Genomic DNA, 23,072 nt, shown 5'->3' with positions numbered 1-23,072 from the left:
CTTGGGGAGCCCTTTGAGGACTTACTTTTTGGCCTCCCCGTGTTCCTGCCGATACTGAGACGGGGTCACCTTGAGGATCTTCTTGAAAAAGGTGTTGAACACCGACTTGCTGTTGAAGCCCACCTCCAGGTAAATATCGGTGATGGTTTTATTTTTATGTTTTGGGTCGATCAACATCTTGCGCGCTTCTTCAATACGGTAGTTGTTGATGAACTCATAAAAATTGTTATGGAAATGCCGGTTGATGGTCATCGACAAATCCTTGGCAGGTATGGCCAGTTTGTCGGCGAGGATATCGAGGGTAATGTCGGGCAACAGGTAAGGTTTTTCACTGCGCATCATGCCGTCAATCCGCTCGGCAAATTCGGGATTAAGTAACTTGTCGTTGACCGGCTTTTTGTGGCTGTCTTTTTGCCGCACCGCTTCGAAGGTGGCGAAGTAGCGCATGCTGGTAAACACCAGCAAATTGACCAGGATAAACAATGAGTAATAGCCGGTCAGGCCGATATATTCAAACACTTTTAAGTCGTGGGTTTTGATTAAACCGACCACCTTGGAGATGCTCAGGATCACCTCCATGATGGTGACCCCCAGGAAACCGATGACCAGCAGCTTGAGCCACAGCAGGTCAACTTTTTCGATATTGGAATGGGTCGATTTTAGAATGTCTTTGTATTTCAGGATTAATAAAAAACTCAACGCGCAATACACAACACGCAAGGATTTGCAGAAAAAGTCCATGGAGATATACGCAGCCCCGTAGACAAACACTTCGTCGCGAATTAATTCAATCCGCTCGGCAAAAGGACGACTGTAAAACGCCACACCCATAAATACGATAAACAGGCCCAGCGGAATCAAATGCAGCAAGTCCCGGCGCTTGAGGGCGAAGTCGCGGAACACCAGGGATTTCACGTAAAAATACAGCAGTACTGCATCCACGTAATAGGCAAAACCCCCGACAAAAAACGCTTGCGGAAAGACTTCGCGCACTTTCCATTTGAATACTGCACCCCACAGGATTAATTCATGCAGCGGAATAAATGCATGGGCCAGCAGAAAGGCGGCAAGGAAATAGTTGCTGGGGGATTTGCTGGTGTTGGTGGCGACGAGCAACACCGCAAAAAAGCAGCATTGCATGGCGGTCATCAGTAAAACCACGTCATGAAAATTAAATACAACTTCGTTCATGGGGTTCTGCCCTTGCTTCAATCATTATTGTTATGCATCACGCGGTGAAGAGGGAGTCTCGACGCGGGTGACATAAACTTGCTGGATAAATGCAGGCTGGTGGTCTGCAAGACTTTATCGGTGAGCGGTCAGGTGCGCCCGATATTCTCCCAGAGTGGCGGGCAAGATCATAGCCCAAATAATTGGAGCCTGGCCATACGCGACTGCCGGTTGCCAGCTTCGGTGCGGCGACTCAATGATTACGCAGCCCGTAAAAATTTCTCATCTTATGTCATTCACGATTGTGGCAATTGCCGCTTCCGGTACGAAGTGAAAATCGCCCGCAACCGCAACGCTGAACCACCGATATGCCGTTTGAACTGGATCACAGGTGTGCGCGCGCGCGCAAGTAACGGCGCGGGTTCGATACAGATTTTTTTAGCCGAACGACAAACATCCTGGTTCACCTTAGTCTCGGGCAGGATACAGCGCCTGTCGCTGTCGCGATCCAACCCGCCATGGCAAGGGTGCTTCGGTCGTTGCAAACAAAAGCCCGGTTATGGCGATAACAATAAAACCCCCAGGTATTTCATTATGAAAAAAACCAAGGCCAAGACGACTGCCTCAATCGTTATTCGCTCGTTATGTTTATCCGCACACGCCGTCGCGCGCTGCAAACATCTGTTATGGACAGGTTTGCTTGCGGGTAGCTGCGTCCTGTCATCGCTTGCGCAGGCCCAAACTGCCTTGCCGGGCAGGGTCCAGGCTGAGAGTTACGCCAGCATGGCGGGTGTTCAACTGGAAACAACCACTGACAGCGGTGGTGGCCAGAATGTCGGTTGGATCGATACCAACGACTGGATGACCTATTCCATTAATCCGGCTACAGCTGGTTGGTACGATGTGCGTTACCGGGTGGCATCCACCGGCAGCACCGGTCGGGTGGTACTGGGCCGCAACGGCCAGGATCTCACCGAAGACACCAGCATTCCCAATACCGGCGGTTGGCAGAACTGGACGACCGTCAACTCGGTGGTTTATCTGGAGGCCGGGCCACAGAACATTACGCTGTTTGCCCGCACCGGCGGCTGGAATATCAACTGGGTGGAGTTCACTCGCCAGGCGAGTTGGACCCCGTTACCCAAACTCAAACAAAGTGGGCGCTACTGGGTCGACCCCAACGGCAACCGCGTCAACCTGCGCGGCACCAATGTGGGCAACTGGCTGCAGTTGGAGTTCTGGATGATGAACGAAAACATGTCCACCAACGCCGGCAAGATCCATGACCAATGTACGTTGGAAGGCGCGCTCACCGGGCGGTTTGGCTACGCCGAAAAAGAGCGCCTGATGGATATCTTCCGCGATAGCTGGATCACCGCGCGGGACTGGGACCATATGCAGGCCATGGGCATGAACGTGGTACGTATTCCGTTTATGTACAACCTGATCGAAAACGAGAACGCCCCTTACACCCTGCGCCCGGATGCCTGGCAGTATCTGGATTACGCCATTGATGAAGCGGAAAAGCGCGGTATGTACACCATCCTCGACCTGCACGGTGCGGCCGGGAGCCAGGGTTGGGAACACCACTCCGGTTGTGCGGGTAAAAACGAGTTGTGGGGTTCAGCCCAATACCGTGATCGCACTAAGTGGTTGTGGGACATGATTGCGTCCCGCTATCGCGGGCGCGGTGCAGTAGCGGCTTATGGGTTATTGAATGAACCCTGGGGCACTGATGCCAATACCCTCGCCGATTTCTCTACCGAGCTGTATCACGTCGCCCGCGCCAAAGACCCTGACACCATGATCATCCTGCCCGGCCACAACAGTGGTGGTATTGATGCTTACGGCCATCCCTCCGGGCGCGGCATGAACAGCAATGTGGCCTTTGAGATGCACTTCTATCCCGGCCTGTGGGGATGGAGCGAGGGCACTGGCAATGCGCATCACATCAACGTCCACAGTAACTGGCTTCATTGCAGCCCCACCGGCACTGGCGAAACCTGTGATTGGAACAACCGTATCACCAACCTGGACACACCGTTCTTCGTGGGCGAATTCCAGCCCTGGACGCTACTCGGCGCGGCGGGTGGCCAGATGCTGCGCAAGACCTACGACATCTACAACATGTACGGCTGGGCCGCGACCAACTGGGCTTACAAGACGGTGTCCTTCGGTGGCTCTAATGGCAATCCCGGCTCCTGGGGCTGGGGTATGGTGACCAACAGCAACAACGGCGGCACCATGGGCAGTATCAACATCAGCACCGCCACCGTGGCGCAGATCGAAAATTACTTCCGCTCCTTTGCCAGTCAGGCGCTGGTGCGCAACTCCGAAATTACCTACTGGATGAACTACCGTCCCACGGTAGGGCAGCGTATTGAGGCCGAGCATTTCAACGCCCATGCCGGTGTGCGCATGGAAACCACGACCGATGCCGGCGGCGGCTTCAATGCAAGCCATATTGATAGCAATGACTGGATGGCTTACCCCATCAATATTCCCAACGCGGGCTGGTACACGGTGCAATACCGGGTGTCCTCACCCAACAGCACCGGTCAACTGGTATTGAGCCGCAATGCGACAGACCTGGTGGTCAACACCGTGCCCAATACCGGCGGCTGGCAAAACTGGACCACGATCTCCAACAGCGTGTATCTGGAAGCGGGTCAACAGACCTTGTCGATCTACGTGCGCAATGGTGGGTGGAACATTAATTGGTGGAGTTTGACGCCCCAATAAGTCTGTCTGAAAACCCAATAAAGCTGCATTAAAAAGGGGCGCTGTGAGGCGCCCGTCAGGAAAGCGGGTTTGGAGCACATATATGTATCCAAACCCGCTGTTCCCAACCCGCCCCCGCCTTACTTATTTCCTCATGTCCTGCGATATTTTTTTGTTTGGGTGGGGGCTCGCCGGTAACCCGTTATACGTCCACCAGATATTTACTCGATTGATTGGTAAGGGTTTTTCACAAGGTTCTGCTGATCCGTACCCACCCGAACCTGCAATCTTCGCTCGCTGCCATTCGAACCTGTCCATTCGAACGACAGCCGTCTCTTCAGCCACTAATGTTTGCTGCTCTTACGCGTTACAACCGGCCCATGCTTCAGTGGCGAAGCAGTGGCCGGTGATTTGTCTGGAGCCCCAGCCACCCTTGAGAAAAAGGTCGCAATGCGGCCTGCCTCTTTCTCAATGCCTTGGGCCTCACTTCCCGGCAGGTGGAGTGGGGCTTTTTTTACGCCTTGTGCGTCCCAGTTTGTCGTTGGGCGCAAGGTAGGACGATTTGACGGGTTCGAGTAAGGGTTACTCGGACGACGCCGCGCGAGTGCACCGCGACAATCGCCGGGTTTTATCTAGAAGCCATCTCAAAAATCGGCTGGCGAGACTCAGGCAAGGCGAAAAGTTGATGAGGAGCGGAGTTTACTTAAGTAAATGAGCACCGGAATCGGCTTTTCAACACAGCATCAGGCCGCCAGATGGTTTTTGAGATGGCTTCTAATAGCAGCGACAACATGGATGCCTAACACCACCACAATCACAATAACGAATGAGGTCAATAAGATGCCAACAACACTTCTGGGTGCGTTAACCACGCATACCCGTTCCCTGTCCCTCGGCATGGTGCTCGGCACCAGCCTGATACTTGCCGCTTGCGGCGGTTCCTCGGACGATGATGATTCCCCGAGGTCCAGCAGCCGTTCCAGTTCGTCTGCGGTCAGCTCATCAATGTCTTCCTCGGAAGCGCCGTCATCGTCTTCGTCGTCGGTGATCGAGACTTCGTCCAGCTCCGCCGAGTCAAGCTCATCTTCCAGTGCCAGCAGCGAAGGGCTGACCATGCTGCGCACCGACGGCACCCGCTGGGTCAAGGCCAGCGGTACGCCCATTAACCTTAAGGGCACCAACCTGGGCAACTGGCTGGTGCAGGAATTCTGGATGATGGGCCAGGGCGGCAACGGCGTTCATGACCAGTGCACCCTGGAAGCTGAACTGACCGACCGCTTTGGCTATGAAGAAAAAGAACGCCTGATGAAGGTGTTCCATGACAGCTGGATCACCGAGCGCGACTGGGATCAGTTGAAAGCATTTGGCTTTAACGTGGTACGTCTGCCGTTCCTGTGGAGCGTGATTGAAGACGAACAGAATCCCAAAACCCTGCGCGAGGACGCCTGGCATTACCTGGACTGGGCGATTGCCGAGGCAAAAGAGCGCGATATGTACGTGATCCTCGACCTGCACGGCGCCCACGGCGGCCAGACGCCTAACGATCACACCGGCTGCTCCGGCCAAAACCAGTACTGGACCAACGCGGAATACCAGGATCGCACCAAGTGGTTATGGGAACAGGTAGCGACGCGTTATAAAGATGAGCCGGTCGTGGCGGCCTATGATCCGCTCAACGAGCCCTGGGGTTCGACCGCTGAAGACATGAAAACCCGCGTACTGGAGTTGTACGACACCATTCGCGCTATCGACGAAAACCACATCATCATGCTGCACAGCCACTACGGCAGCATCGATGTCTATGGCGATCCAGCCACTGCCGGGCTGACCAACGTGGCCTTTGAGCTGCATCCCTATCCCGGCCTGTTCGGCGACCGTCCCAACGACTCTCATTACGATATTCACCGCGACTGGCTGCGCTGCGGCGAGAGCGGTACCGGCGGCGTGTGTGAGTGGAACACCCGTTTGACCAACCTGGATACGCCGATGTTGATGGGCGAATTCCAACCCTGGCAAAGCGCCGGGCTGGAATTGGGTGGCAAGCTGGGTCGCGCCACCTACGATACCTATGCGCAATACGGCTGGGCCTCGACCAGTTGGTCATACAAGCTGGTGAGCATTGCCGGCGGGCAGGGCGAAGGTACCTGGGGCATGGTGACCAATGTACCCAACACCGAGCTGGATGTAGGCGTGGGCCAGATCGTCAAGGCGAGTACCTGGGATTGCAACGGCTGGGATTCCACCTTTGCCGAAGCCTGTGCCGATCAGCCGGGCACTATCTCGCCCAAAGGCGAAGGCAGCAAGACCTACTACATCATCATCAAGACCGGTGCCAATGCGGGCAGCATACCCGACGTGACCTACGACAATATCAGTCTGGTCAACACCGTTACGGATGAAGACCTGATCGTCAACGGTGACTTTGAGGATGGGTTTACTGGCTGGACGACGGTGGCGATCAGCGGCGAAACCGCCAACGATTTCTACTTCGCCCAGGCCGGGAAATTGCCCACCGGCGGTACGGGCGCGGCGCTGCATATCGGTCGCCCCGCCGGTGTGGATGGTGAGATCAACAGTGCGATCTACCAGGCGGTCACGCTTGAAGCCGGCCAGGAATATGTATTCAACGGCGTATTTCGCGGCAACAACAGCACTAACACCTGGGCGGAAATCTACCTGATCGAAGAAGAACCGATCGCGGGCGTGGATGTTATCGATGATCAAGGCCGTGTTGACTTCACCACCGCCAGCGCCGAGGAGATCGAAGCACTCTTCGCCAGCTATGGCACCGTGGAGTACGACGTGCACGAAGGCCTGGCCCATTGGCTGGTGACCGATGAGCACAACGATGTGTTTGATTACCCGGATCGCCCGACCAACCTCGTGCTCACCGAAGGCGACGAGAGTAACGGGCTCACCTGGGACAGCGTCGCTGGCGAAGGGATCACCTACAAGGTTTACCGCAGCACCTCGCCCGCTGGCGACCGGACTGTACTGGCCGAGGACCTGACCGTCACCACCTACACGGATGCCGATTTACTCGGTGGCGAAACCTATTACTACAGCGTGTCCGCCGTGAGCGCGAGCGGTGAAAGTTACCGCAGTGAACCGGTGAATACCGAACTGCAATATGTTGTGATTCCTGCGCGCATCGAAGCAGAAAGTTACGCCGATATGCTGGGTATTGTGGTGGAAGCCTGCACCGATGTTGGCGGTGGACAAAACGCTGGCTGGTTCGACGGCGGTGACTGGATTGAGTATCAAATTCATGTGCCGGAAGCCGGCGATTACACCATCGACTACCGCGTGGCGAGTCAGGACGGCAGCACCGGTTTTGAACTCCTGCTGAACGGAACGCAGATCGACACCAAAGCCATCACGCCCACCGGCGGCTGGCAAGCTTGGTCCACCGTGTCATCCACCATCAGCTTACCGGTCGGCAACCACACCCTGCGCTTCAACATGCTCGGTGGCGGCGGCTGGAACATGAACTGGTTCGAGATCAGCGCCGACTAATTGTGGCTGTGGCCGTTCCGCCATTGCGCTTTTGGCAACTCACGCGTAGGTCGGATTAGCCAAAGGCGTAATCCGACAAACCATTTGCCGATGGCCACCAATCATTACCGCAAAAGGATTTGCACAACCCAACCACAACCAAATCCGCGTTCCGGTCATGTTTATAAAACAAGCCGGAACGCAACCCACTTCCCGGCCATAAAAATCCGGAAGAAAAATGTAGAAAAATGGTGAACAACCACTCTTTGGAGATGTTATGAAAAAATTTGCTTGTCGCTGTCTGCGAATGAGTCTGCTAATGGTGGCAGCGTTAAACCCGCTGGTTTACGCCGCACCCGATCCGGCCCTGGAAAAACAAATCGATGAGCTGCTCGCCACCATGAGCCTTACCGAAAAAATCGGCCAGACCCAATTGCGCGACTGGGGTACCTACGCCGAAAAAGATATGCCGGCCATCAAACAAGCTGTACGCGACGGCAAGATCGGTGGATTCCTCAACGTCACCATGAGCAGCGTCAACAAATATGCGTTTGAAGAACTGCAACGTATCGCGGTGGAAGAAAGCCCTAAAAAAATTCCCTTGATCTTTGGTCAGGATGTTATCCACGGCTACAAAACGATCTTCCCGATTCCACTTGGCCAGGCCGCCAGCTGGAATGCGGATATTGTGAAACAAGGCGCGCGTATTGCCGCCGAAGAAGCCACCACTGACGGCATTCGCTGGACCTTTGCGCCAATGATCGATATCGCGCGCGATCCCCGCTGGGGCCGCATTGCCGAGTCGCTCGGCGAAGATCCCTACCTGGCGTCACTGCTGGGGGTGGCGATGACCGAAGGCTTCCAGACAGAAGACCCGACCAATCCAACAGCGATGGCCGCATCGGCGAAACATTTTGTTGCCTACGGCGCGACTGAAGGCGGTCGTGATTACAACGCCGCCTATGTGCCGGAAGGTTTGCTGCGCGATGTTTACCTGCGTCCGTTCAAGGCGAACGTGGATGCTGGCCTGATGACCATCATGAGCTCCTACAACACCCTCAATGATATTCCGGCCACTGCCAATAAATTTACCTTGAAAAAAATCCTGCGCGACGAGTGGAAATTTGATGGTTTTGTGGTGAGTGACTGGAATGCCGTCATGGAGATGATTCCCCATGGCTTTGCTGCAGATGCCAAACACGCCGCAGAATTGGCTGCCAACGGTGGTATTGATTTTGAGATGCACACCGATACCTTCGAAAAATACTTGCCTGAGTTGATCAAGGAAGGAAAATTTTCCGAAGCTGATTTGAACACCGCCGTGCGCAATATGCTGCGCATCAAGTTGCGTTTAGGTTTGTGGGATAACCCCTACCCACGCGGTAACCGGGAGCAGGTATTACTGAACGAAAAATTCCTTGCTGCTGCTGAGACAGCCGCCGAAGAGTCATTTGTGTTGTTGAAGAACGACAAAAAAATCCTGCCGCTCAACAAAAAACAAACTGTCGCGGTGATCGGCCCATTGGCGGATGCACCCTTTGAGCAACTCGGTACCTGGATTTACGACGGCGAGAAAAAAGATACGCGGACTTTCCTGCCCGCGCTGAAAAAATATCTCGGTAATGACAAAAAGATTATTTACGCCGCTGGTGTCAGCTACAGCCGCGATAAAAGTACCGCCGGTTTTGCTGCCGCTGTTGCCGCTGCGAAAAAAGCCGATGTGATTTTATACGTGGGTGGTGAAGAGTCTGTGCTGTCCGGTGAAGGCCACAGTCGTGGTGATATTCGTTTGCCCGGCGTACAACAGGAATTGATCGCGCAATTGGCGGCAACCCGGAAACCACTGGTGCAAGTTATCATGGCGGGTCGCACGATCCAGCTGGATCAAACCCTCGAACAATCCACCGCACTGCTGATGGCCTGGCACCCCGGCACCATGGGTGGTCCCGCATTGGTTGATGTACTTTACGGCGAAGTCTCCCCGGTGGGCCGCTTGCCATTAACCTGGCCAATCGCGGTAGGGCAAATTCCTTACTACTACAACCACATGGCCACCGGCCGCCCGGCTACCAATGAAAACTACACGCGTATCGACAAGATTGAACAGGGCGTTTTCCAGCATCAACCGGGTAACTCATCCAATCTGCTGGACTACGGCCACAAGCCACAATTTCCGTTTGGATACGGTTTGACTTACACCACATTCACTTACGACAATCTGCAGATCAGCGCAAAAGAAATTGGCTTGGGTAAAACACTCACCGCCAGCGCCGTTATTAAAAATACCGGCAAGGTTGCGGCAACCGAAGTGGTGCAATTGTACGTACAGGATGTGGTGGGGGATGTGACTCGCCCGGTGCGCGAATTGAAAAACTTCCAGCGCGTTTTTCTGAAGCCAGGACAATCGCGAAAAGTGACTTTTACTCTGCACACTGATGAGCTCGCCTTTCACAATCAGGCGATGCAACTCGTTACCGAACCCGGTCAATTCAATTTATGGATAGCGCCGAATGCGGAAGAGGGATTGCAGGCGAGCTTTATGGTGAAGTAAAAACGTTGAGGGTAAAGCGTCGGATTACGACACTGCGTGTCTAATCCGACCTACATTCCTCGTAGTTAAACATCCCATCAGGATCCGTAGGTCGGATTAGCCAAAGGCGTAATCCGACATCCCAATCTATTCATCTCACTTTGCCCGCGTAATCACCTGAATCCGCACCGTACGCGTCGCCAGATGAACTTCCCGCAAAAAGTAACCAAGCCCCACAATCAATGTCAGTGTGGATGCTGTAAACAATGCACTAATGACCCATTTGAATTCCACTTGCAACAACACCTGCAAGAAAATCACCGCTACCACCATACACACCAGCAATGCTGAACAAGTGCAGGCCGTAATCGCAGAGCTGGCATAGTGACGCCGGCGTTCAAGGCGGCCAAGTTCCTTATTGAGCAACTCCGGATTATTCAAATGCGGTGGAAGCTCCTGCTCCGTCAGGTTCCGCCCCCGATCAATAATCCGCGCAAGCCGCCCCGCCATGACATTCAGCAAGCCGGCAATACCCGTCAATAAAAATACCGGAGCTAGCGCAAGCTGGATGGCATGGGCGATATCACCAAAATTCATCATCATCTCATTGGGATCCAAAATATAAATGTCAAACCAAGCCATTAGGTCGGATTAGCGCAGCGTAATCCGACAGGGCTGGAACTTTTCCAACGACAATGAAATAGCTATTGAAATATGAAAGGTCTTCATTCTTTTCTTTCAAGTTTCCCTTTATTCCAATGCCATTCTGCGATCTGATATTCCGCTGCGCTTTCTTTAACTCTGGTAGTTATTATCTTTCTTTTTTTGTCTATCGAAAATTGAGGGAAATTACCAAGATACTCATATGCCTGTTTTTGGACATCATAAACCCAATAATCCAAATAAAGATTTGGTGTGCCGAAGGAGGTTGGAATGGCCAGATCGGGAACGCTATCAAAGTTAATATCAGAGAAGGAGATATACCCGACATCGCCATCAAGCATACTCGTGGCTTCGGTTACAGGAAGCGTCTGCTTTGTACTATTATTTTTGATAACAACCGCTGAAATCAGTTTTTCATCCTCGGCAACATCTTCTGTAATAATAGCTACCGAGATGTCATATGAAGGCGTTTTAAATGAACATTCATCAAGTTTTCCGAAGGCTATTCCACATTCTTTCTCCAGGGCTTGATCAAAAGTATCCTGTTTCGCCTCACATGCCTGGACAAAGATTAGTATGAGAAAAACGGCTTTTTTCATTACGAATCGCCTATAAAAGAAAGAATTTAGCTCTATCCAGATAATCCTGCCGATCAGCCAGGCCATTATATCCACCGTTTACCCGTCTGGTAATAGATCTGAGATCGTCTTTGTCGGAAAAGCTATTAAGCTTTCGCTTGCTCCAGAACCACAGGCTAGCGTCAAGGGCATAGGTAGGATGTAGCGAGACCAGGCGCTCGTTACCCTTGTTAAGAAGGTTGAGGCAAGCGTAGTCGGCATAATCAGCATAATTCTTTCGGCCGGTTAACTGAATCAGGCCTCTTCCTTTAAATCTCACGCCATCACCCTTTTCCGTGTTGCCGAGGTCTTTTCTTCCCTCATATGCTGCGCCACTTGCTATTTCTTCTGTGTAGGTCAGTGACATGCTCTCGTGGCCAGAAAGTGTGCAATTCGTAAAGGGGTGGTTATTCCGTGAAGGGGGAGCTGATTGATCAATAGGGGATGGTAACCTTTAACAACAACAGGAGAGCCATAGCCCATAATAGCTATTAATGCATCTACACTAAGTCCCTTTGTTAGGGATGTTTTGAGGGTTCTGATGGTGTTTCCGCCGGGATCTACGCGTCCGTCGGGTTTTTTCATGTTGATGATAAGACTTTGGTAATGCTCAATTGCCGATATCGTTTTCTTTCCGATGGCGCCATCAACGATCAATTTTTCTTTTAGAGCGAAGCTTGATGACTGAGAGAGATTGATGGCAGCCTGTATGATTTTTACATAAACCTTTTTAATTGGCTCCACCCAACCCCACGCTTTGTTTTATGCACATACTGGTATCATCCCTATAAAATTTATTTTTTACCATTAAAGAGAAAAAAGTGATGTGACTTTTTTCTCTTTACGTGGCTTATCCTGTATCAACAAATGAGTTGTAGTGCTGGCGTAGTGGGCAATATATCAGGCATCAGCCTGCGCTTAATCCACCGATGTCTCTCCACCATTCACCTGCAAACCCAGCCATTGACCCAATCCATTGAAACGCCGTAACACGAAAAACTCAAGTAGCAGCAGCGCCGCCAGTGAAATACCCATCACGGGGAGCAGTATGCCTAAGGTTAACGTGATGCCGATAATCACAACACCGGCGTTGGTTGGTCTGGCTGGCGGTGCACCGAGCACGGCGTCGGGTTTGCGTTTACGCCACAAGATAAAACCGCTGACGCTTATCAATATCAAACCGGCGCAGGTGAATACGCCGAGTAACAGATTAAACCAGCCAAATAAATAGCCTTCGTGCGCCGCAATGCCGACACCGATGGCGCGGTCGAGTAATTGTTTTTCGGCGAAGCCGCTTTGTTTTTCAATGTTGCCGTCGTGGCGAATCCATACATCGGCGCGCAGCGGCCGGTTGGGGGTTTGTGATGAGGCTTTCCAGGTGTGGTGATGCGCATTGGCCACGCTTAACTCCACCGGGGGTGCCAATTGCAGAGCTTGCGCTTTAGCCAGCACGGCGGGTGTCAGATCAAAAACATCGCTGGCTTGCGCGCGCCAGTGTTGGTGTTCCTGTTGGCGACTTTGGGTCCAATCTTGTTGGGCGGGTTTTAATTCAAACGAGCGGACTTCTTTTAGTGCCGAGCCCCACACCAGCGCCCAGGGCAGGCCGGTGATCAATAAAAATAACGCAAGCGATGAAATCCAGATGCCGGTGACAGCGTGCAGGTCGCGCCAGAAAACACGGTTGCCCTGGCGCATGCGCGGATAAAGTACCCCGGCGACTCCCCGGCTGCTGCGCGGCCACCACAAATACAATCCGGTGATGATCAGCACAATGGCCCAGCAAGCGGCCAACTCCACCAGGATAGAGCCAAGATTGCCGAGTAGTAATTCGCCGTGGATAGTCTTGACGATATTCATCAATTTATCGTTGCTGGCTTGCTTGCCCACGATTTCGCCGTTGTAGGGATTTACAAAGACCTGCCAGACCTGATCGGCTTGCACGCTAATCATGACGGCTTCATCGGCGGCTTGCGGCAAGCGATAATTGAGCAATTTTCCCTCGGGAATTTCTGCCAGTGCCGCGGCAATTTGCTGGTTGGGCAGCAGTGCTTCCTGTGTCACCGAAAGGCCGTGATATTGTGATTCCTGCCAGTTTTCGTAGTAGGGCTTGAATAGATAAATTGCACCGGTGATGGCAAGCAGGATGACAAAGGGAATACAAAAAATACCGGCGTAAAAATGCCAGCGCCAGATGCTGCGGTAGAGTGCTTGATTGATGCGGCTTTTATCGCCGTTTGTGTTGGCGTTGGTGAGGGATTCGGTGGCTTGGTTGTTGCTCATCGCCGGTTACCTTTATCAATATTCTGGTCGCTTTTCATTTTGTTCGGGTTGATGCTGTTATGTGAGTGTGGTGTCGGATTACGACACTAGCGTGTCTAATCCGACCTACATTGGCCTGGTTTTGTAGGTCGGATTAGCGCAGCGTAATCCGACAAGCACGCTTAATCTCAAAGACTGTAAGAAAAATTGAAATACAATGTACGCCCCGGCCAGGGGTGCGCCACAAATGAACTTTCGTCAGTAAGATTATCAATACCAAACCCCAGTTCAACCTGATCGCTGAGGTCATAAGTAGTTTTCAATCCAATGCGTGTATAGCCGTCCTGCGCACCCATCACTTCTTCGGCATCGTCGGTGTTGTCGAGGCGGCCAAAACTTTTATCGGCGTATTGCACTGTGCCGCTAAGATCCCAGCGATCACTGGCGTGATAGGTGAGCATCAGGTTGCTGCGCCAGCGCGGCATGCGCGGGTAATCATTGCCTTCAATCGTTGATGCTGGATTCTCGCCTTCGGCAGTGCTGTTGTCTTCAATGATCGACTTGGTATAAGCCACATTGAAACGCACATCCAGTTCAGGCACGAGAGCACCGTAGCGATTGAAGATAAACTCCACCCCATCGGTTTCCACTTCATCAATGGCAGAGAAAGTGGTGACGGATCCGCCGCCAGGTAACAAATTGGATTGCGATTCAATCGCATCCTGAATGGTTTCTGTAAACACATTCACACGCACATAACCGGTATCAAATTGCTGCTCGATCATCAGGTTTTGATGGAAACCGTCTTCCGGTTTTAAATCCGGTTTTGCTTCGATGATGGTGGAGTAAGATGCGCTCTGCGTAAACAGCTCTTCCACAATGGGAAAGCGATAGGCTTGCGCAACGGAGTAGCGCACCAACCAATCCTGGGCCGGTTTATAACCTAATGAAAACTTGGGTGAGAATTTTGAACTGGAGCTTTCCGGTACCTCAGCTAACTCAAATTCCGCCGTTTCAGCAACATCCTCACTGAAGTAACCGTCGAAACTTTTCCAGTGTTCGTAACGACCGCCGATAGCCATATCCCAGGCTTCATTGATCGCCCAGTTCGCCTGGACAAACGCCGCGCTGATTTCCGTTTCGCCACCGCTGCGGCTGCTGTAACCGTTGTTATCGCCACGGGTCCAATTGAGGGAGTTATAGACATCCAGATTCAATTGGTAGGCTTCATAGCGTGCGCCGGTCACTAATTCCAGGCCGTCCACGCCGACATTATTAACAATAAATTTACCTTCCAGGGTTTGCCAGCCGGTGTCATCGTAGTCGGTCGTTTGCCCGCGACCGGTGAACAAAGGGTCGTTGAGATTGTGACTGGATGCACGGCTGTTGTCTTTCAGAATCCGGAAGTCGCTGGCATTCCCTTCAAAGCGGAGGTTATCGTTGAGGTCGCCTTTTACCCGAAAGCCAACCGACAGACTTTGGCGATCAAGGTTACTGGCACCCAAGCGATTGGCGTTCACGTTTATGCCGGTACCGTCCTGCACAAAATTGCCGGACCAGCGGGTTACGCCATCAGCATCAACGAGATAGGAATTCGCTGAGTCGCGCAGGGTATTGCGATCCTCGTAAGCCACATTTAACAGTGTTGACCAATCACCGAAGTCGTAACCCAATTTTAATTTGAGGTTGTCGGTGGTGGCTTGCTCAACGCCGGTGTCCCCAAAATAAAACGCCGTATTACCAAACACGTCCTGATCGATCACCGCACCGGTCACCGGTACGGCATTGGTGCCGGGTGTGCGGTTATCAAAATAAAACGACTGTGGCTGGCTGTCATTTTCCAGGCGATTGTAGGAAACATAAAAACTCAGGTCGCCGACTTTATCCCCGTAAGAAATAAACGCTTTGTGGCCGTTCAGTGTGTCATTAAAACCGTAGGCAGCGAAGTCCTGGGAAAAATAATCCAGATCCACATGGACTTCGCGTTCCTGCGGAATCGCGGTTTCAATCAGCACCACACCACCCATGGCATTACCACTGTATTCCGCTGAAAACGGCCCGTACAAAATTTCCACCTGGGCAATTTCACTGGCGCTCACCATGGTCCAGCGCGGTGCGCCGCTCCAACGCGATTGCAGTAAATAATGCAGTGGCACGCCGTCGGCAAACACCATGGAGCGGGAGGTGGCAAACATATTGGAACCGCGCAGGCCGAGGGTGCCGTTGGAGTCACCGATGTAACGCTTGCGAATCACGATGCTGGGTTCGTACTTCACCAGATCTTCTGTGGTGGCGACGTTGATGCTGACCATGTCTTCCTGGGTCAGCAGGCTGGTGGGGTTGGTGTAGCCCGCCTGGCGGCTGTCTTTTTGCTCGCCCCATACGCGAACTTCTTCGACATTTTTACTCTGCGTCGCTTCGTGGGCGACTGCGGATGAAGCACTAACTGCAAGTTGACCGAATACTGCCAGAGTGAAGTGTGGGATCTGTCTGGCAAGGCCGATGATACGCGAGCCCATAACGTCCCCATTTTTACTATTGTTGAGGGGCCAAATCTAGAGCAAAAGCAGGCAGGGTCCAATGTGACAAATTGTCGCACCGCGCGGTCGCGGTGCGCTGGGAGGGCATAGGTTCGATGAGTTAGTTGGAATAAGTGGTCGGCGGTACCGTACCGACACCGCGATCCGTATCCAGGTTGTCTTCCATGGGCGCCGATGAAGCGGGACTGCTTACAGCATTCTCATTGGTCATGCCGTCATCCATAGTTTGCGGGCTACTCGGCGTAGGCGGTGGTGGTGTTTGCGTTGCCGGGTTTGCCGTGGTCGGGGAATTGTTATTCACGGATGGCTGCGGCTCGTTGTCAGGCGAGCACGCCAGGGTCAAACAGGCCGCAGCGCTCAGGGCGAGGATGCGGGTTGCGCGGATAAAGGGTGATCTGGTGCTCATAGTGAAACCTCCGTTATTGGATAGTGTCAGCAGGTTTTTGCAGCTGGGTGTTATCGCCGGGGTTCATCTCCCGGGGAGCGGGTTGTAACCTTGGTTGTTCCGGCTCTAGCGGCGCATCAGCGGGCCGATCAAAGGTTTTGCGTGGCGGTAATTCCATGTCTGCCGGTTTAATGTTGGCCAACAAGGACTTGGCCATGGATAAATGCTCCTGCAATACCGGCAGGTTTTTCTCAGCAAATTGACTCAGCTCTGCGTCATTCAGGAACACCGCTTTTTGAAACAGGGTAATAGCTTCTTCATGGGTGGTAATTTGATTGCGCGCGTAAGCGATATCGAAAGACTCTCCGTCGCGCACTTTTAGCAGCGTCAGTTTGGCCTGGTTGATTAATTCCGCTTCGTCGGCCACAGGAATATCCTTACGCTGGGCCAGGCGAATGAGGTTGCGGTTGATGGAACCATGTTCATTGATCATGGTGCGGGCAAAGCGTTTGACGGCCGGATGGGAGGATTCCCTCAGCGCAAGATGCCCGGCTTCGATTTCCGCGATGCCTTTAGCTGATGCCTGGTCAACAAAGGTATTGGGCATAAAGGTTTCATCGGCGATGGCCAGCACGCAACACAGCGACACCAGCAGGATGGAAAGGTAACTGAAGATGAAGGTGATCGTTTTCATGTCTTATCCCAAAAACAAAACGTGAGTGTAAAGCGATGAAACGTCCTCATCGCTTGGCGATGGCCTCCGGATCGGCATCGCGCGATAAAAAGGCAAATGTGATCTCCGGCATGTGTTCGCTCAACCAAGTCGCCATGGCAATTTCCTGCGGCAGTATCAATTCGCAGATGCGTTGCGTCTCGATATCGCCAGCTGCCTCGGCGGCGGCAATCAGGATGGTGTAGGTAGCAATTTCCATTTGTTCAAAGACATAACTGCTCAGGGTGCCCTTGACCACTTCATCACTCATTGCCATGCCGGTTACCGATTGGCCAAAGGCCATCAGCCGCCCGGTAATATCTTTTGTTGTCGATGGCGTATGTCCCAGACGTTCAAGACAGCCCTTGAGCAATTGCCGCTGCGCGTGGGTCTCTTCCATGTGCAGCTCAATCTGGTGGCGCAAGGCCGGATAATGTTCCAGCCGCTCCGCCATATTGCTCAACATTTTCTCCGCTTGCTGTTCCATGGCGTGCGCATCGCGCAACCAATCCAATAAGTGTTCTGCTGCTGTTGACATAAAACTGCATCCTTAATCATCAAGGATTGTCTGTCTGGTCGGTATCTTCACCGAGATCCTTCAGGTGTTGATGGTTGTTGTACGTCTTGCCTTCACGGTCCTGGTAAATATCGGTCTTGGTTTCAGCCGTCGCGGCAACCAATTGCTCCGCCATACGTAGATGCTGTTCCATGGTACGCAAGTGCTTTTTCACAAATGCTGCCACATCGTCATCGGTAGACTGGGCGGCCCGCTGAAACAGTCGCAGGGTTTGTTGATGCGCGACCATCTGATTGTTGGCATAACCGATATCAAAAAATTCGCCCATGCGTGTTCTGAACATCAGGGGTTTGATGCGCTCCTGCAATTCATCACCTTTGGTCAAGGGAACATCTTTTTCCCGCGCCATCTTCATTAACTCAGCGTTAATATTTTCATGATCCTTGATCATATGATGGGCAAAGGCTTTCACTTCCTGGGAGCTGGATTCCTGCAGAGCCAGTTTGGCATTGGCAATTTCGACCCAGCCTTTCATCAGGGCCTCGTCGATAAAGAATTCAGTATCTTCATTCGCTGTTGCACCCAGCGAGATAACACCGAATATCACCGCTATCACGCCATTGCGCAGATGATTCATTCCATTCATAGCTTCACCCCTAATGTTGACATCGCACTAATCTGGATAAATTCCGACGACAAAAGTTTCTCCTTTGCCGCTTGGTTTTAGTCACTCTAATTCAATTACACCATTCTAGGCTGTAGGAAAAAATTTCTTTGTGCGTGTGCGTACACAGATCCGGCGGTGGATCACCGCAGTGCTTTGATCAATTGCTCCTTGTTCATTGTCGAGCGGCCGTGAATATTTCGCGCACGGGCTTTTTTGAGTAAGACTTCCTTCGTCTCCAGCTCCAGAGACTCCGAGCGCGGTACGCCTTTACGTGAAGCTGCTGCGCGTTTGGCGGAAGTCTTGCGGGCCTGTTGTTTTTCCTCGGCGGATTTTTGCGTGCCTGACCCTTTGCGCTCGCCACCGCCGGATTGCTTATTCACGGTGGCCCACGCGATGGCTTCTGCCCGTTTATCGCTGACACCTTTTTCCTTGTAGCCTTCTTCAATATGTTCTGCTTTGCGCTTTTGTTTGTCGGTATATTTTTCTTTGCTGCCTCTGGCCATCACTAACCTCCTTTAACGATCACTACATCGGTTAAAAAATCAATGCGCTTTGTGCAATTTATGACAGTTATTGCGATGTTTGTTAGGGGAAATTGCGCATTAATTAGCGGCGGCGGAAAGCTTATGCGACAGCAATGTGCGGTTTGTCACCGAAAAATCTACAGCGATTTTTTAAGCGTTAAAAACTCTAAAAACAAAACGAACCTATCAAGCGGATCATCCTCCATGATGAGGAGCTTATGCTCTCCAGTCATTAATCTTTAATCAACTATGAGGAATTCACTATGACACAGCAACGAGGTGGTAAAGGTAATTTCGCCCGTGACCCTGAGCGCGCTGCTGAAGCTGGCAGAAAAGGTGGTCAGGTCAGTGGCGGTAACTTTAAAAATGATCCCGAGCGCGCCGCAGAGGCCGGTCGTAAAGGCGGCGCCAACAGCCATGGCGGCGGCCGTAAATCCTGATGACGTGTCAGGATCGATGCGACGGAGGCGAAAGGCTTCCGTCGTTATCAGAACAATAAGGTGACATCCCCTAACCGCGGAGGAGAGACGACGATGGCAGGTAAAGACAAGCGCAGTGAATTGGCCGGCACAGATACCACGGACCGTGAAAACACCAACAAAAAGCTGGAACAACTGGACAACTGGCGCGAAGATGCCACGGGCGAAGCTCTCACGAATAGCACGGGTGTCAAGATCGCCAACAATCAAAATACATTGAAAGCTGGCGAGCGCGGACCATCCCTGCTGGAAGATTTTTTAATGCGTGAAAAGATCACGCATTTTGACCATGAGCGTATTCCCGAGCGCGTGGTCCATGCACGTGGCGCAGCGGCCCACGGTTACTTTGAAGTCTACGAACCGCTGAAGGATTTAACCAAGGCGCAGTTTCTCAATGATCCCTCGGTGAAAACTCCCGTATTCGTACGCTTCTCTACGGTGCAAGGTCCGCGCGGCTCCGCCGATACGGTGCGCGATGTGCGTGGCTTTGCCACAAAATTTTATACAGAAGAAGGCAACTTCGACCTGGTGGGCAATAACATGCCGGTGTTCTTTATCCAGGACGCCATTAAATTTCCTGATTTTGTCCACGCGGTAAAACCTGAGCCGCACAATGAAATTCCTACCGGACAATCCGCCCATGACACCTTTTGGGATTTTGTCTCCTTAACGCCGGAGTCTGCACACATGGTGTTGTGGACCATGTCGGATCGCGCTATCCCCGTGAGCTATCGCGCTATGCAAGGCTTTGGTGTGCATACCTTTCGCCTGGTGAATGCAGCCGGCAAAAGTGTGTTTGTGAAATTTCACTGGAAGCCGGTATCCGGTGTGTATTCGCTGGTGTGGGACGAAGCGCAAAAACTTGCCGGTAAAGATCCTGATTTTCACCGGCGTATGTTATGGGAAGATATTGAAAAAGGTGATTACCCCCAATGGGAGTTGGGCATCCAGGTTGTGCCGGAAGAAGATGAGTTCAAATTCGATTTTGATTTGCTTGATCCCACTAAAATTATTCCCGAAGAGTTGGTTCCGGTGCGTCCGGTGGGGCGCATGGTACTCAATCGCAATCCCGATAATTTTTTTGCTGAAACAGAGCAGGCCGCTTTTCATGTGGGCAACATCGTGCCGGGCATTGATTTCAGTAACGACCCATTGATGCAGGGGCGATTATTCTCTTACACGGATACCCAGCTGCTGCGCTTGGGCGGGCCGAACTTTAATGAAATTCCCATCAACCGTCCGGTGTGCCCCTTTCACAATAATCAACGCGACTCCTTTCATCGGCAAACTATCAACAAAGGCCGCGCCAGTTACGAACCCAATTCCATTGATGGCGGTTGGCCCAAAGAAACGCCGGAAGCTGAAGCGGGCGGCGGTTTCGATTCATACCGCGAGCCCATGGCCGGTCACAAGGTCCGCGACCGCAGCGAATCCTTTGGCGATTTCTTTTCCCAGGCACGGCTTTTTTGGAAAAGTATGAGCCTGCATGAACAGGAACATATTATTGCCGCCTACAGTTTTGAATTATCCAAGGTGGAGCGCATGCACATTCGTGAGCGGCAGGTGAATGAGATTCTTGCCAATATTGATCTGGGGTTGGCCACTCGCGTGGCAGAAAATATCGGCGTACAGCCGCCACAAGGACCGACAGTGCCCTTGCGCGTGACGGCGCCGGAAATCTCGCCCGCGTTAAGCCAGATGAATTTATTACCGGGCAATATCATGTCGCGCAAGATTGCGATCTTGATTGCCGATGGTGTGGCTGGCAGTGACATTGAGTATGTAATAAAGGAAGCCAAACGCGAAGGTGCGAGCACCAAACTGATCGCACCCTCGGTAGCGCCGGTTAAAACGCTCGAGGGTCAACACCTGGTCCCGGATGCTTCCATGGAAGGTATGCCGTCCATTGCTTTCGACGCGGTCTTTATTCCCGGCGGCGAGGATGCGGCAAAAAGCTTTGTTGCCAGTGGTACGGCGGTGCATTATTTATTGGAAGCCTATAAACATTTAAAGGCGATTGCGTTGTGCGGTGCGGCGTGTGAATTAACCGCACGTCTGGTGCTGGATGCAGATGATGGATTAATTACCGGCGCATCTGGTAAGGATGTGTTCAGTGCATTTGCGGCAGCGATAGCGAATCATCGGGTGTGGGCGCGGGAGCCGCGGGTTAAGTCGATTCCGGCGTAAAGCCGGCAAAACCTTAGTGTGGTGACAGGGAAGTCGAGTGTCGGATTACGCTGTGCTAATCCGACCTACGTTGGCTTGAGGTTATTCCTGCTGTTGGTAGTGTCCGGGAGTTTGATGAGGGCGGTCGTGATGGATGCCCATGATCTGGATATCAGAGATATTTTCAGACGAGCTGACAGCATGTAAGGCTTCCAGATAGACCCGGGCTTGTTCAATAGAAATCCGCTCTGCTTCCGCACGAATCTCTGCCGTCTTCGGCTGGTTATTCAAAATATAACTTACTAAAAAAAGATGGCCGTCCGCCATAAAAGATTCCTCACAAAAGATCCTGATAAAAAGACTCCCTCTGGCAAAACTCGTTCCCTGTTATTCCGTAGGTCGGATTAGATACAGCGTGTCATAATCCGACGCCGTATCTCCTATGTACTCCGACACACCGGACGTTAATAAACCCTCAGCAATTCCCGTCATTTATTTGCCACAAACGAAACTAGTTTTGTTGCTCAAGTTCTTATGCACACCCGATCAAGGAAATTGCCATGTTTAGAATATTTTTGCGCTGCCACGGCTTAGCGCTTTAAACGACAGGAGCAGACCATGCCGCGTTCTATCTGGAAAGGTGCCATCAGTTTCGGACTCGTACACATCCCCGTCGGCGTCGTCTCGGCGACTTCATCAGAGGGTGTGGATTTTGATTGGCTCGATGAACGTAGTATGGAACCGGTAGGCTATAAACGGGTGAACAAAGTCACCGGCAAGGAAGTGTCCAAAGAGCACATCGTCAAAGGCGTGCAATATGAAAAAGGGCGTTACGTGATCCTGAGCGATGAAGAAATTCGTTCGGCGCACCCTAAAGCTACCCAAACCATTGATATCTTTTCCTTTGTCGATAGCGATGACATTCCACTCACCAATATCGATACTCCTTATTACCTTAATCCGCTGAAACGCGGTGAAAAAGTCTATGCCTTGTTGCGCGAAACCTTGTGCAAAACACATAAGGTGGCGTTAGCGCGGGTGGTGATTCGCACGCGCCAACATCTGGCGGCAGTCATGCCTTTGGCCTCGGCATTGGTGATGGTGTTATTGCGTTGGCCGGATGATGTACGGGATGTGGAAGACCTGGATATCGGTGATGCCATCGCCGATGTGGATCTGAGCAAAAAAGAACTGGATATGGCACGCCGGCTGGTGGATGACATGACGGCCCAGTGGAGCCCGGACGAATACCAGGACACCTTCACCGACAAGATCATGCAACTGGTGGAACAGAAAGCCCGCGCCGGCAAGATTGAAAATGTGGAGCGCGCGGAGGACGAAGACGAGCGGCGCACAGCGGATATTGTCGACCTGACCGAGCTGCTCAAACGCAGCTTGGGCGGCAAACCGCGCGCGCGCAGTGAAACCGGCAAGGGCGAGTCGGCCAGCCAAGAGGACGCCGACGCAGGCAAGAAAAAAACGGCCAGCCGCACGAAAAAAGCCGCCGCGACCAAGCCGCGCAAAGCACCCGCCAAGTCCACCAAAAAAACCGCGTCGTCTACGCGCAAAAAAACCGCAAGCCACTGACTTGTGACCAACCGTAGGTCGGATTAGCGCAGCGTAATCC

The 23,072-nt window shown here is 52.4% G+C and carries 20 protein-coding genes; 6 read left to right on the top strand and 14 right to left on the bottom strand.

Annotation, left to right across the window (positions count from 1 at the left end; translation table 11 throughout):
- Positions 1-21: 21 nt before the first annotated feature.
- The gene (locus ACSV5M_RS00240; RefSeq protein WP_439173329.1) at positions 22-1,191 is read right to left on the bottom strand and encodes a helix-turn-helix domain-containing protein; all 1,170 of its coding nucleotides are present in this window, start codon (positions 1,189-1,191) and stop codon (positions 22-24) included.
- 573 nt (positions 1,192-1,764) lie between these two features.
- Here ACSV5M_RS00240 and ACSV5M_RS00235 point away from each other — a divergent pair.
- Positions 1,765-3,912, top strand: a complete 2,148-nt coding sequence (locus ACSV5M_RS00235) for a carbohydrate-binding protein (protein WP_439173328.1) — start codon at positions 1,765-1,767, stop codon at positions 3,910-3,912.
- A gap of 722 nt (positions 3,913-4,634) precedes the next feature.
- Here ACSV5M_RS00235 and ACSV5M_RS00230 read toward each other — a convergent pair.
- Entirely contained in the window at positions 4,635-5,006 is a 372-nt protein-coding gene (locus tag ACSV5M_RS00230; RefSeq protein WP_439173327.1) for a hypothetical protein, read from the bottom strand.
- Between ACSV5M_RS00230 and ACSV5M_RS00225 the strand changes: the two genes are divergently transcribed.
- Both ACSV5M_RS00225 and ACSV5M_RS00220 read left to right on the top strand, forming a co-directional pair.
- Positions 5,005-7,407: a carbohydrate-binding protein gene (locus ACSV5M_RS00225; RefSeq protein ID WP_439173325.1), complete on the top strand. Its 2,403-nt coding sequence runs from the start codon at positions 5,005-5,007 to the stop codon at positions 7,405-7,407. The two genes, ACSV5M_RS00230 and ACSV5M_RS00225, sit on opposite strands and share 2 nt — an antisense overlap.
- A gap of 256 nt (positions 7,408-7,663) precedes the next feature.
- Entirely contained in the window at positions 7,664-9,937 is a 2,274-nt protein-coding gene (locus ACSV5M_RS00220; protein WP_439173324.1) for a glycoside hydrolase family 3 N-terminal domain-containing protein, read from the top strand.
- A gap of 135 nt (positions 9,938-10,072) precedes the next feature.
- On the opposite strand, the gene ACSV5M_RS00215 is transcribed toward ACSV5M_RS00220, so the two are convergent.
- The 11 genes from ACSV5M_RS00215 to ACSV5M_RS00165 form a co-directional block, all read right to left on the bottom strand.
- Positions 10,073-10,519 carry a DUF2721 domain-containing protein gene (locus ACSV5M_RS00215; RefSeq protein WP_439173323.1) on the bottom strand — a complete coding sequence of 149 codons (447 nt, stop codon included), beginning with the start codon at positions 10,517-10,519 and terminating at the stop codon, positions 10,073-10,075.
- Positions 10,520-10,641: 122 nt separating this feature from the next.
- Positions 10,642-11,178: an XAC2610-related protein gene (locus tag ACSV5M_RS00210; RefSeq protein WP_439173321.1), complete on the bottom strand. Its 537-nt coding sequence runs from the start codon at positions 11,176-11,178 to the stop codon at positions 10,642-10,644.
- Between the two features lie 10 nt (positions 11,179-11,188).
- On the bottom strand, positions 11,189-11,563 hold the full coding sequence (locus tag ACSV5M_RS00205; protein ID WP_439173320.1) for a glycoside hydrolase family 19 protein: 375 nt from the start codon (positions 11,561-11,563) through the stop codon (positions 11,189-11,191).
- Positions 11,554-11,940, bottom strand: a complete 387-nt coding sequence (locus tag ACSV5M_RS00200; RefSeq protein WP_439173318.1) for a hypothetical protein — start codon at positions 11,938-11,940, stop codon at positions 11,554-11,556. The genes ACSV5M_RS00205 and ACSV5M_RS00200 overlap by 10 nt, the downstream gene beginning before the upstream one ends.
- A gap of 174 nt (positions 11,941-12,114) precedes the next feature.
- Positions 12,115-13,476, bottom strand: a complete 1,362-nt coding sequence (locus ACSV5M_RS00195) for a PepSY-associated TM helix domain-containing protein (RefSeq protein WP_439173317.1) — start codon at positions 13,474-13,476, stop codon at positions 12,115-12,117.
- 167 nt (positions 13,477-13,643) lie between these two features.
- Complete coding sequence (locus ACSV5M_RS00190; protein WP_439173315.1) at positions 13,644-15,974, bottom strand: TonB-dependent receptor; 2,331 nt, start codon at positions 15,972-15,974, stop codon at positions 13,644-13,646.
- A gap of 121 nt (positions 15,975-16,095) precedes the next feature.
- Entirely contained in the window at positions 16,096-16,401 is a 306-nt protein-coding gene (locus tag ACSV5M_RS00185) for a hypothetical protein (protein ID WP_439173313.1), read from the bottom strand.
- 13 nt (positions 16,402-16,414) lie between these two features.
- A complete protein-coding gene (locus ACSV5M_RS00180; RefSeq protein ID WP_439173312.1) occupies positions 16,415-17,074 on the bottom strand; it encodes a DUF4142 domain-containing protein in 660 nt (219 codons plus the stop codon).
- A gap of 46 nt (positions 17,075-17,120) precedes the next feature.
- Positions 17,121-17,630 carry a ferritin-like domain-containing protein gene (locus ACSV5M_RS00175; protein ID WP_439173311.1) on the bottom strand — a complete coding sequence of 170 codons (510 nt, stop codon included), beginning with the start codon at positions 17,628-17,630 and terminating at the stop codon, positions 17,121-17,123.
- A 19-nt stretch (positions 17,631-17,649) separates the two neighbouring features.
- On the bottom strand, positions 17,650-18,255 hold the full coding sequence (locus ACSV5M_RS00170) for a DUF4142 domain-containing protein (RefSeq protein ID WP_439173310.1): 606 nt from the start codon (positions 18,253-18,255) through the stop codon (positions 17,650-17,652).
- A 161-nt stretch (positions 18,256-18,416) separates the two neighbouring features.
- Positions 18,417-18,779 carry a termination factor Rho gene (locus tag ACSV5M_RS00165; RefSeq protein ID WP_439173309.1) on the bottom strand — a complete coding sequence of 121 codons (363 nt, stop codon included), beginning with the start codon at positions 18,777-18,779 and terminating at the stop codon, positions 18,417-18,419.
- 284 nt (positions 18,780-19,063) lie between these two features.
- Here ACSV5M_RS00165 and ACSV5M_RS00160 point away from each other — a divergent pair, with 284 nt between their 5' ends.
- Positions 19,064-19,240, top strand: coding sequence for a general stress protein (locus ACSV5M_RS00160; RefSeq protein ID WP_087467177.1), 177 nt, complete (start codon positions 19,064-19,066; stop codon positions 19,238-19,240).
- 93 nt (positions 19,241-19,333) lie between these two features.
- The gene (gene katE, locus ACSV5M_RS00155) at positions 19,334-21,466 is read left to right on the top strand and encodes a catalase HPII (protein ID WP_439173308.1); all 2,133 of its coding nucleotides are present in this window, start codon (positions 19,334-19,336) and stop codon (positions 21,464-21,466) included.
- 81 nt (positions 21,467-21,547) lie between these two features.
- On the opposite strand, the gene ACSV5M_RS00150 is transcribed toward katE, so the two are convergent.
- The gene (locus tag ACSV5M_RS00150) at positions 21,548-21,772 is read right to left on the bottom strand and encodes a FaeA/PapI family transcriptional regulator (RefSeq protein ID WP_439173306.1); all 225 of its coding nucleotides are present in this window, start codon (positions 21,770-21,772) and stop codon (positions 21,548-21,550) included.
- A 291-nt stretch (positions 21,773-22,063) separates the two neighbouring features.
- Between ACSV5M_RS00150 and ACSV5M_RS00145 the strand changes: the two genes are divergently transcribed.
- Positions 22,064-23,032, top strand: a complete 969-nt coding sequence (locus ACSV5M_RS00145; RefSeq protein ID WP_439173305.1) for a Ku protein — start codon at positions 22,064-22,066, stop codon at positions 23,030-23,032.
- Positions 23,033-23,072 lie beyond the last annotated feature (40 nt).

Source organism: Cellvibrio sp. ARAG 10.3, from assembly GCF_051846955.1.
Taxonomy (GTDB): domain Bacteria; phylum Pseudomonadota; class Gammaproteobacteria; order Pseudomonadales; family Cellvibrionaceae; genus Cellvibrio.
This window is presented reverse-complemented; position numbering and strand designations above follow the sequence as displayed.

What these genes read in the sequence shown, in the direction of transcription:
- ACSV5M_RS00210 (WP_439173321.1), bottom strand. Translation starts at nt 11,178, where the DNA reads ATGAAAAAAGCCGTTTTTCTCATACTAATCTTTGTCCAGGCATGTGAG.
- katE (WP_439173308.1), top strand. Translation starts at nt 19,334, where the DNA reads ATGGCAGGTAAAGACAAGCGCAGTGAATTGGCCGGCACAGATACCACG.
- ACSV5M_RS00235 (WP_439173328.1), top strand. Translation starts at nt 1,765, where the DNA reads ATGAAAAAAACCAAGGCCAAGACGACTGCCTCAATCGTTATTCGCTCG.
- ACSV5M_RS00190 (WP_439173315.1), bottom strand. Translation starts at nt 15,974, where the DNA reads ATGGGCTCGCGTATCATCGGCCTTGCCAGACAGATCCCACACTTCACT.
- ACSV5M_RS00215 (WP_439173323.1), bottom strand. Translation starts at nt 10,519, where the DNA reads ATGATGATGAATTTTGGTGATATCGCCCATGCCATCCAGCTTGCGCTA.
- ACSV5M_RS00220 (WP_439173324.1), top strand. Translation starts at nt 7,664, where the DNA reads ATGAAAAAATTTGCTTGTCGCTGTCTGCGAATGAGTCTGCTAATGGTG.
- ACSV5M_RS00165 (WP_439173309.1), bottom strand. Translation starts at nt 18,779, where the DNA reads ATGGCCAGAGGCAGCAAAGAAAAATATACCGACAAACAAAAGCGCAAA.
- ACSV5M_RS00180 (WP_439173312.1), bottom strand. Translation starts at nt 17,074, where the DNA reads ATGAAAACGATCACCTTCATCTTCAGTTACCTTTCCATCCTGCTGGTG.
- ACSV5M_RS00160 (WP_087467177.1), top strand. Translation starts at nt 19,064, where the DNA reads ATGACACAGCAACGAGGTGGTAAAGGTAATTTCGCCCGTGACCCTGAG.
- ACSV5M_RS00150 (WP_439173306.1), bottom strand. Translation starts at nt 21,772, where the DNA reads ATGGCGGACGGCCATCTTTTTTTAGTAAGTTATATTTTGAATAACCAG.
- ACSV5M_RS00145 (WP_439173305.1), top strand. Translation starts at nt 22,064, where the DNA reads ATGCCGCGTTCTATCTGGAAAGGTGCCATCAGTTTCGGACTCGTACAC.
- ACSV5M_RS00185 (WP_439173313.1), bottom strand. Translation starts at nt 16,401, where the DNA reads ATGAGCACCAGATCACCCTTTATCCGCGCAACCCGCATCCTCGCCCTG.
- ACSV5M_RS00205 (WP_439173320.1), bottom strand. Translation starts at nt 11,563, where the DNA reads ATGTCACTGACCTACACAGAAGAAATAGCAAGTGGCGCAGCATATGAG.
- ACSV5M_RS00170 (WP_439173310.1), bottom strand. Translation starts at nt 18,255, where the DNA reads ATGAATGGAATGAATCATCTGCGCAATGGCGTGATAGCGGTGATATTC.
- ACSV5M_RS00195 (WP_439173317.1), bottom strand. Translation starts at nt 13,476, where the DNA reads ATGAGCAACAACCAAGCCACCGAATCCCTCACCAACGCCAACACAAAC.
- ACSV5M_RS00225 (WP_439173325.1), top strand. Translation starts at nt 5,005, where the DNA reads ATGCTGCGCACCGACGGCACCCGCTGGGTCAAGGCCAGCGGTACGCCC.
- ACSV5M_RS00240 (WP_439173329.1), bottom strand. Translation starts at nt 1,191, where the DNA reads ATGAACGAAGTTGTATTTAATTTTCATGACGTGGTTTTACTGATGACC.
- ACSV5M_RS00175 (WP_439173311.1), bottom strand. Translation starts at nt 17,630, where the DNA reads ATGTCAACAGCAGCAGAACACTTATTGGATTGGTTGCGCGATGCGCAC.
- ACSV5M_RS00230 (WP_439173327.1), bottom strand. Translation starts at nt 5,006, where the DNA reads ATGGTCAGCCCTTCGCTGCTGGCACTGGAAGATGAGCTTGACTCGGCG.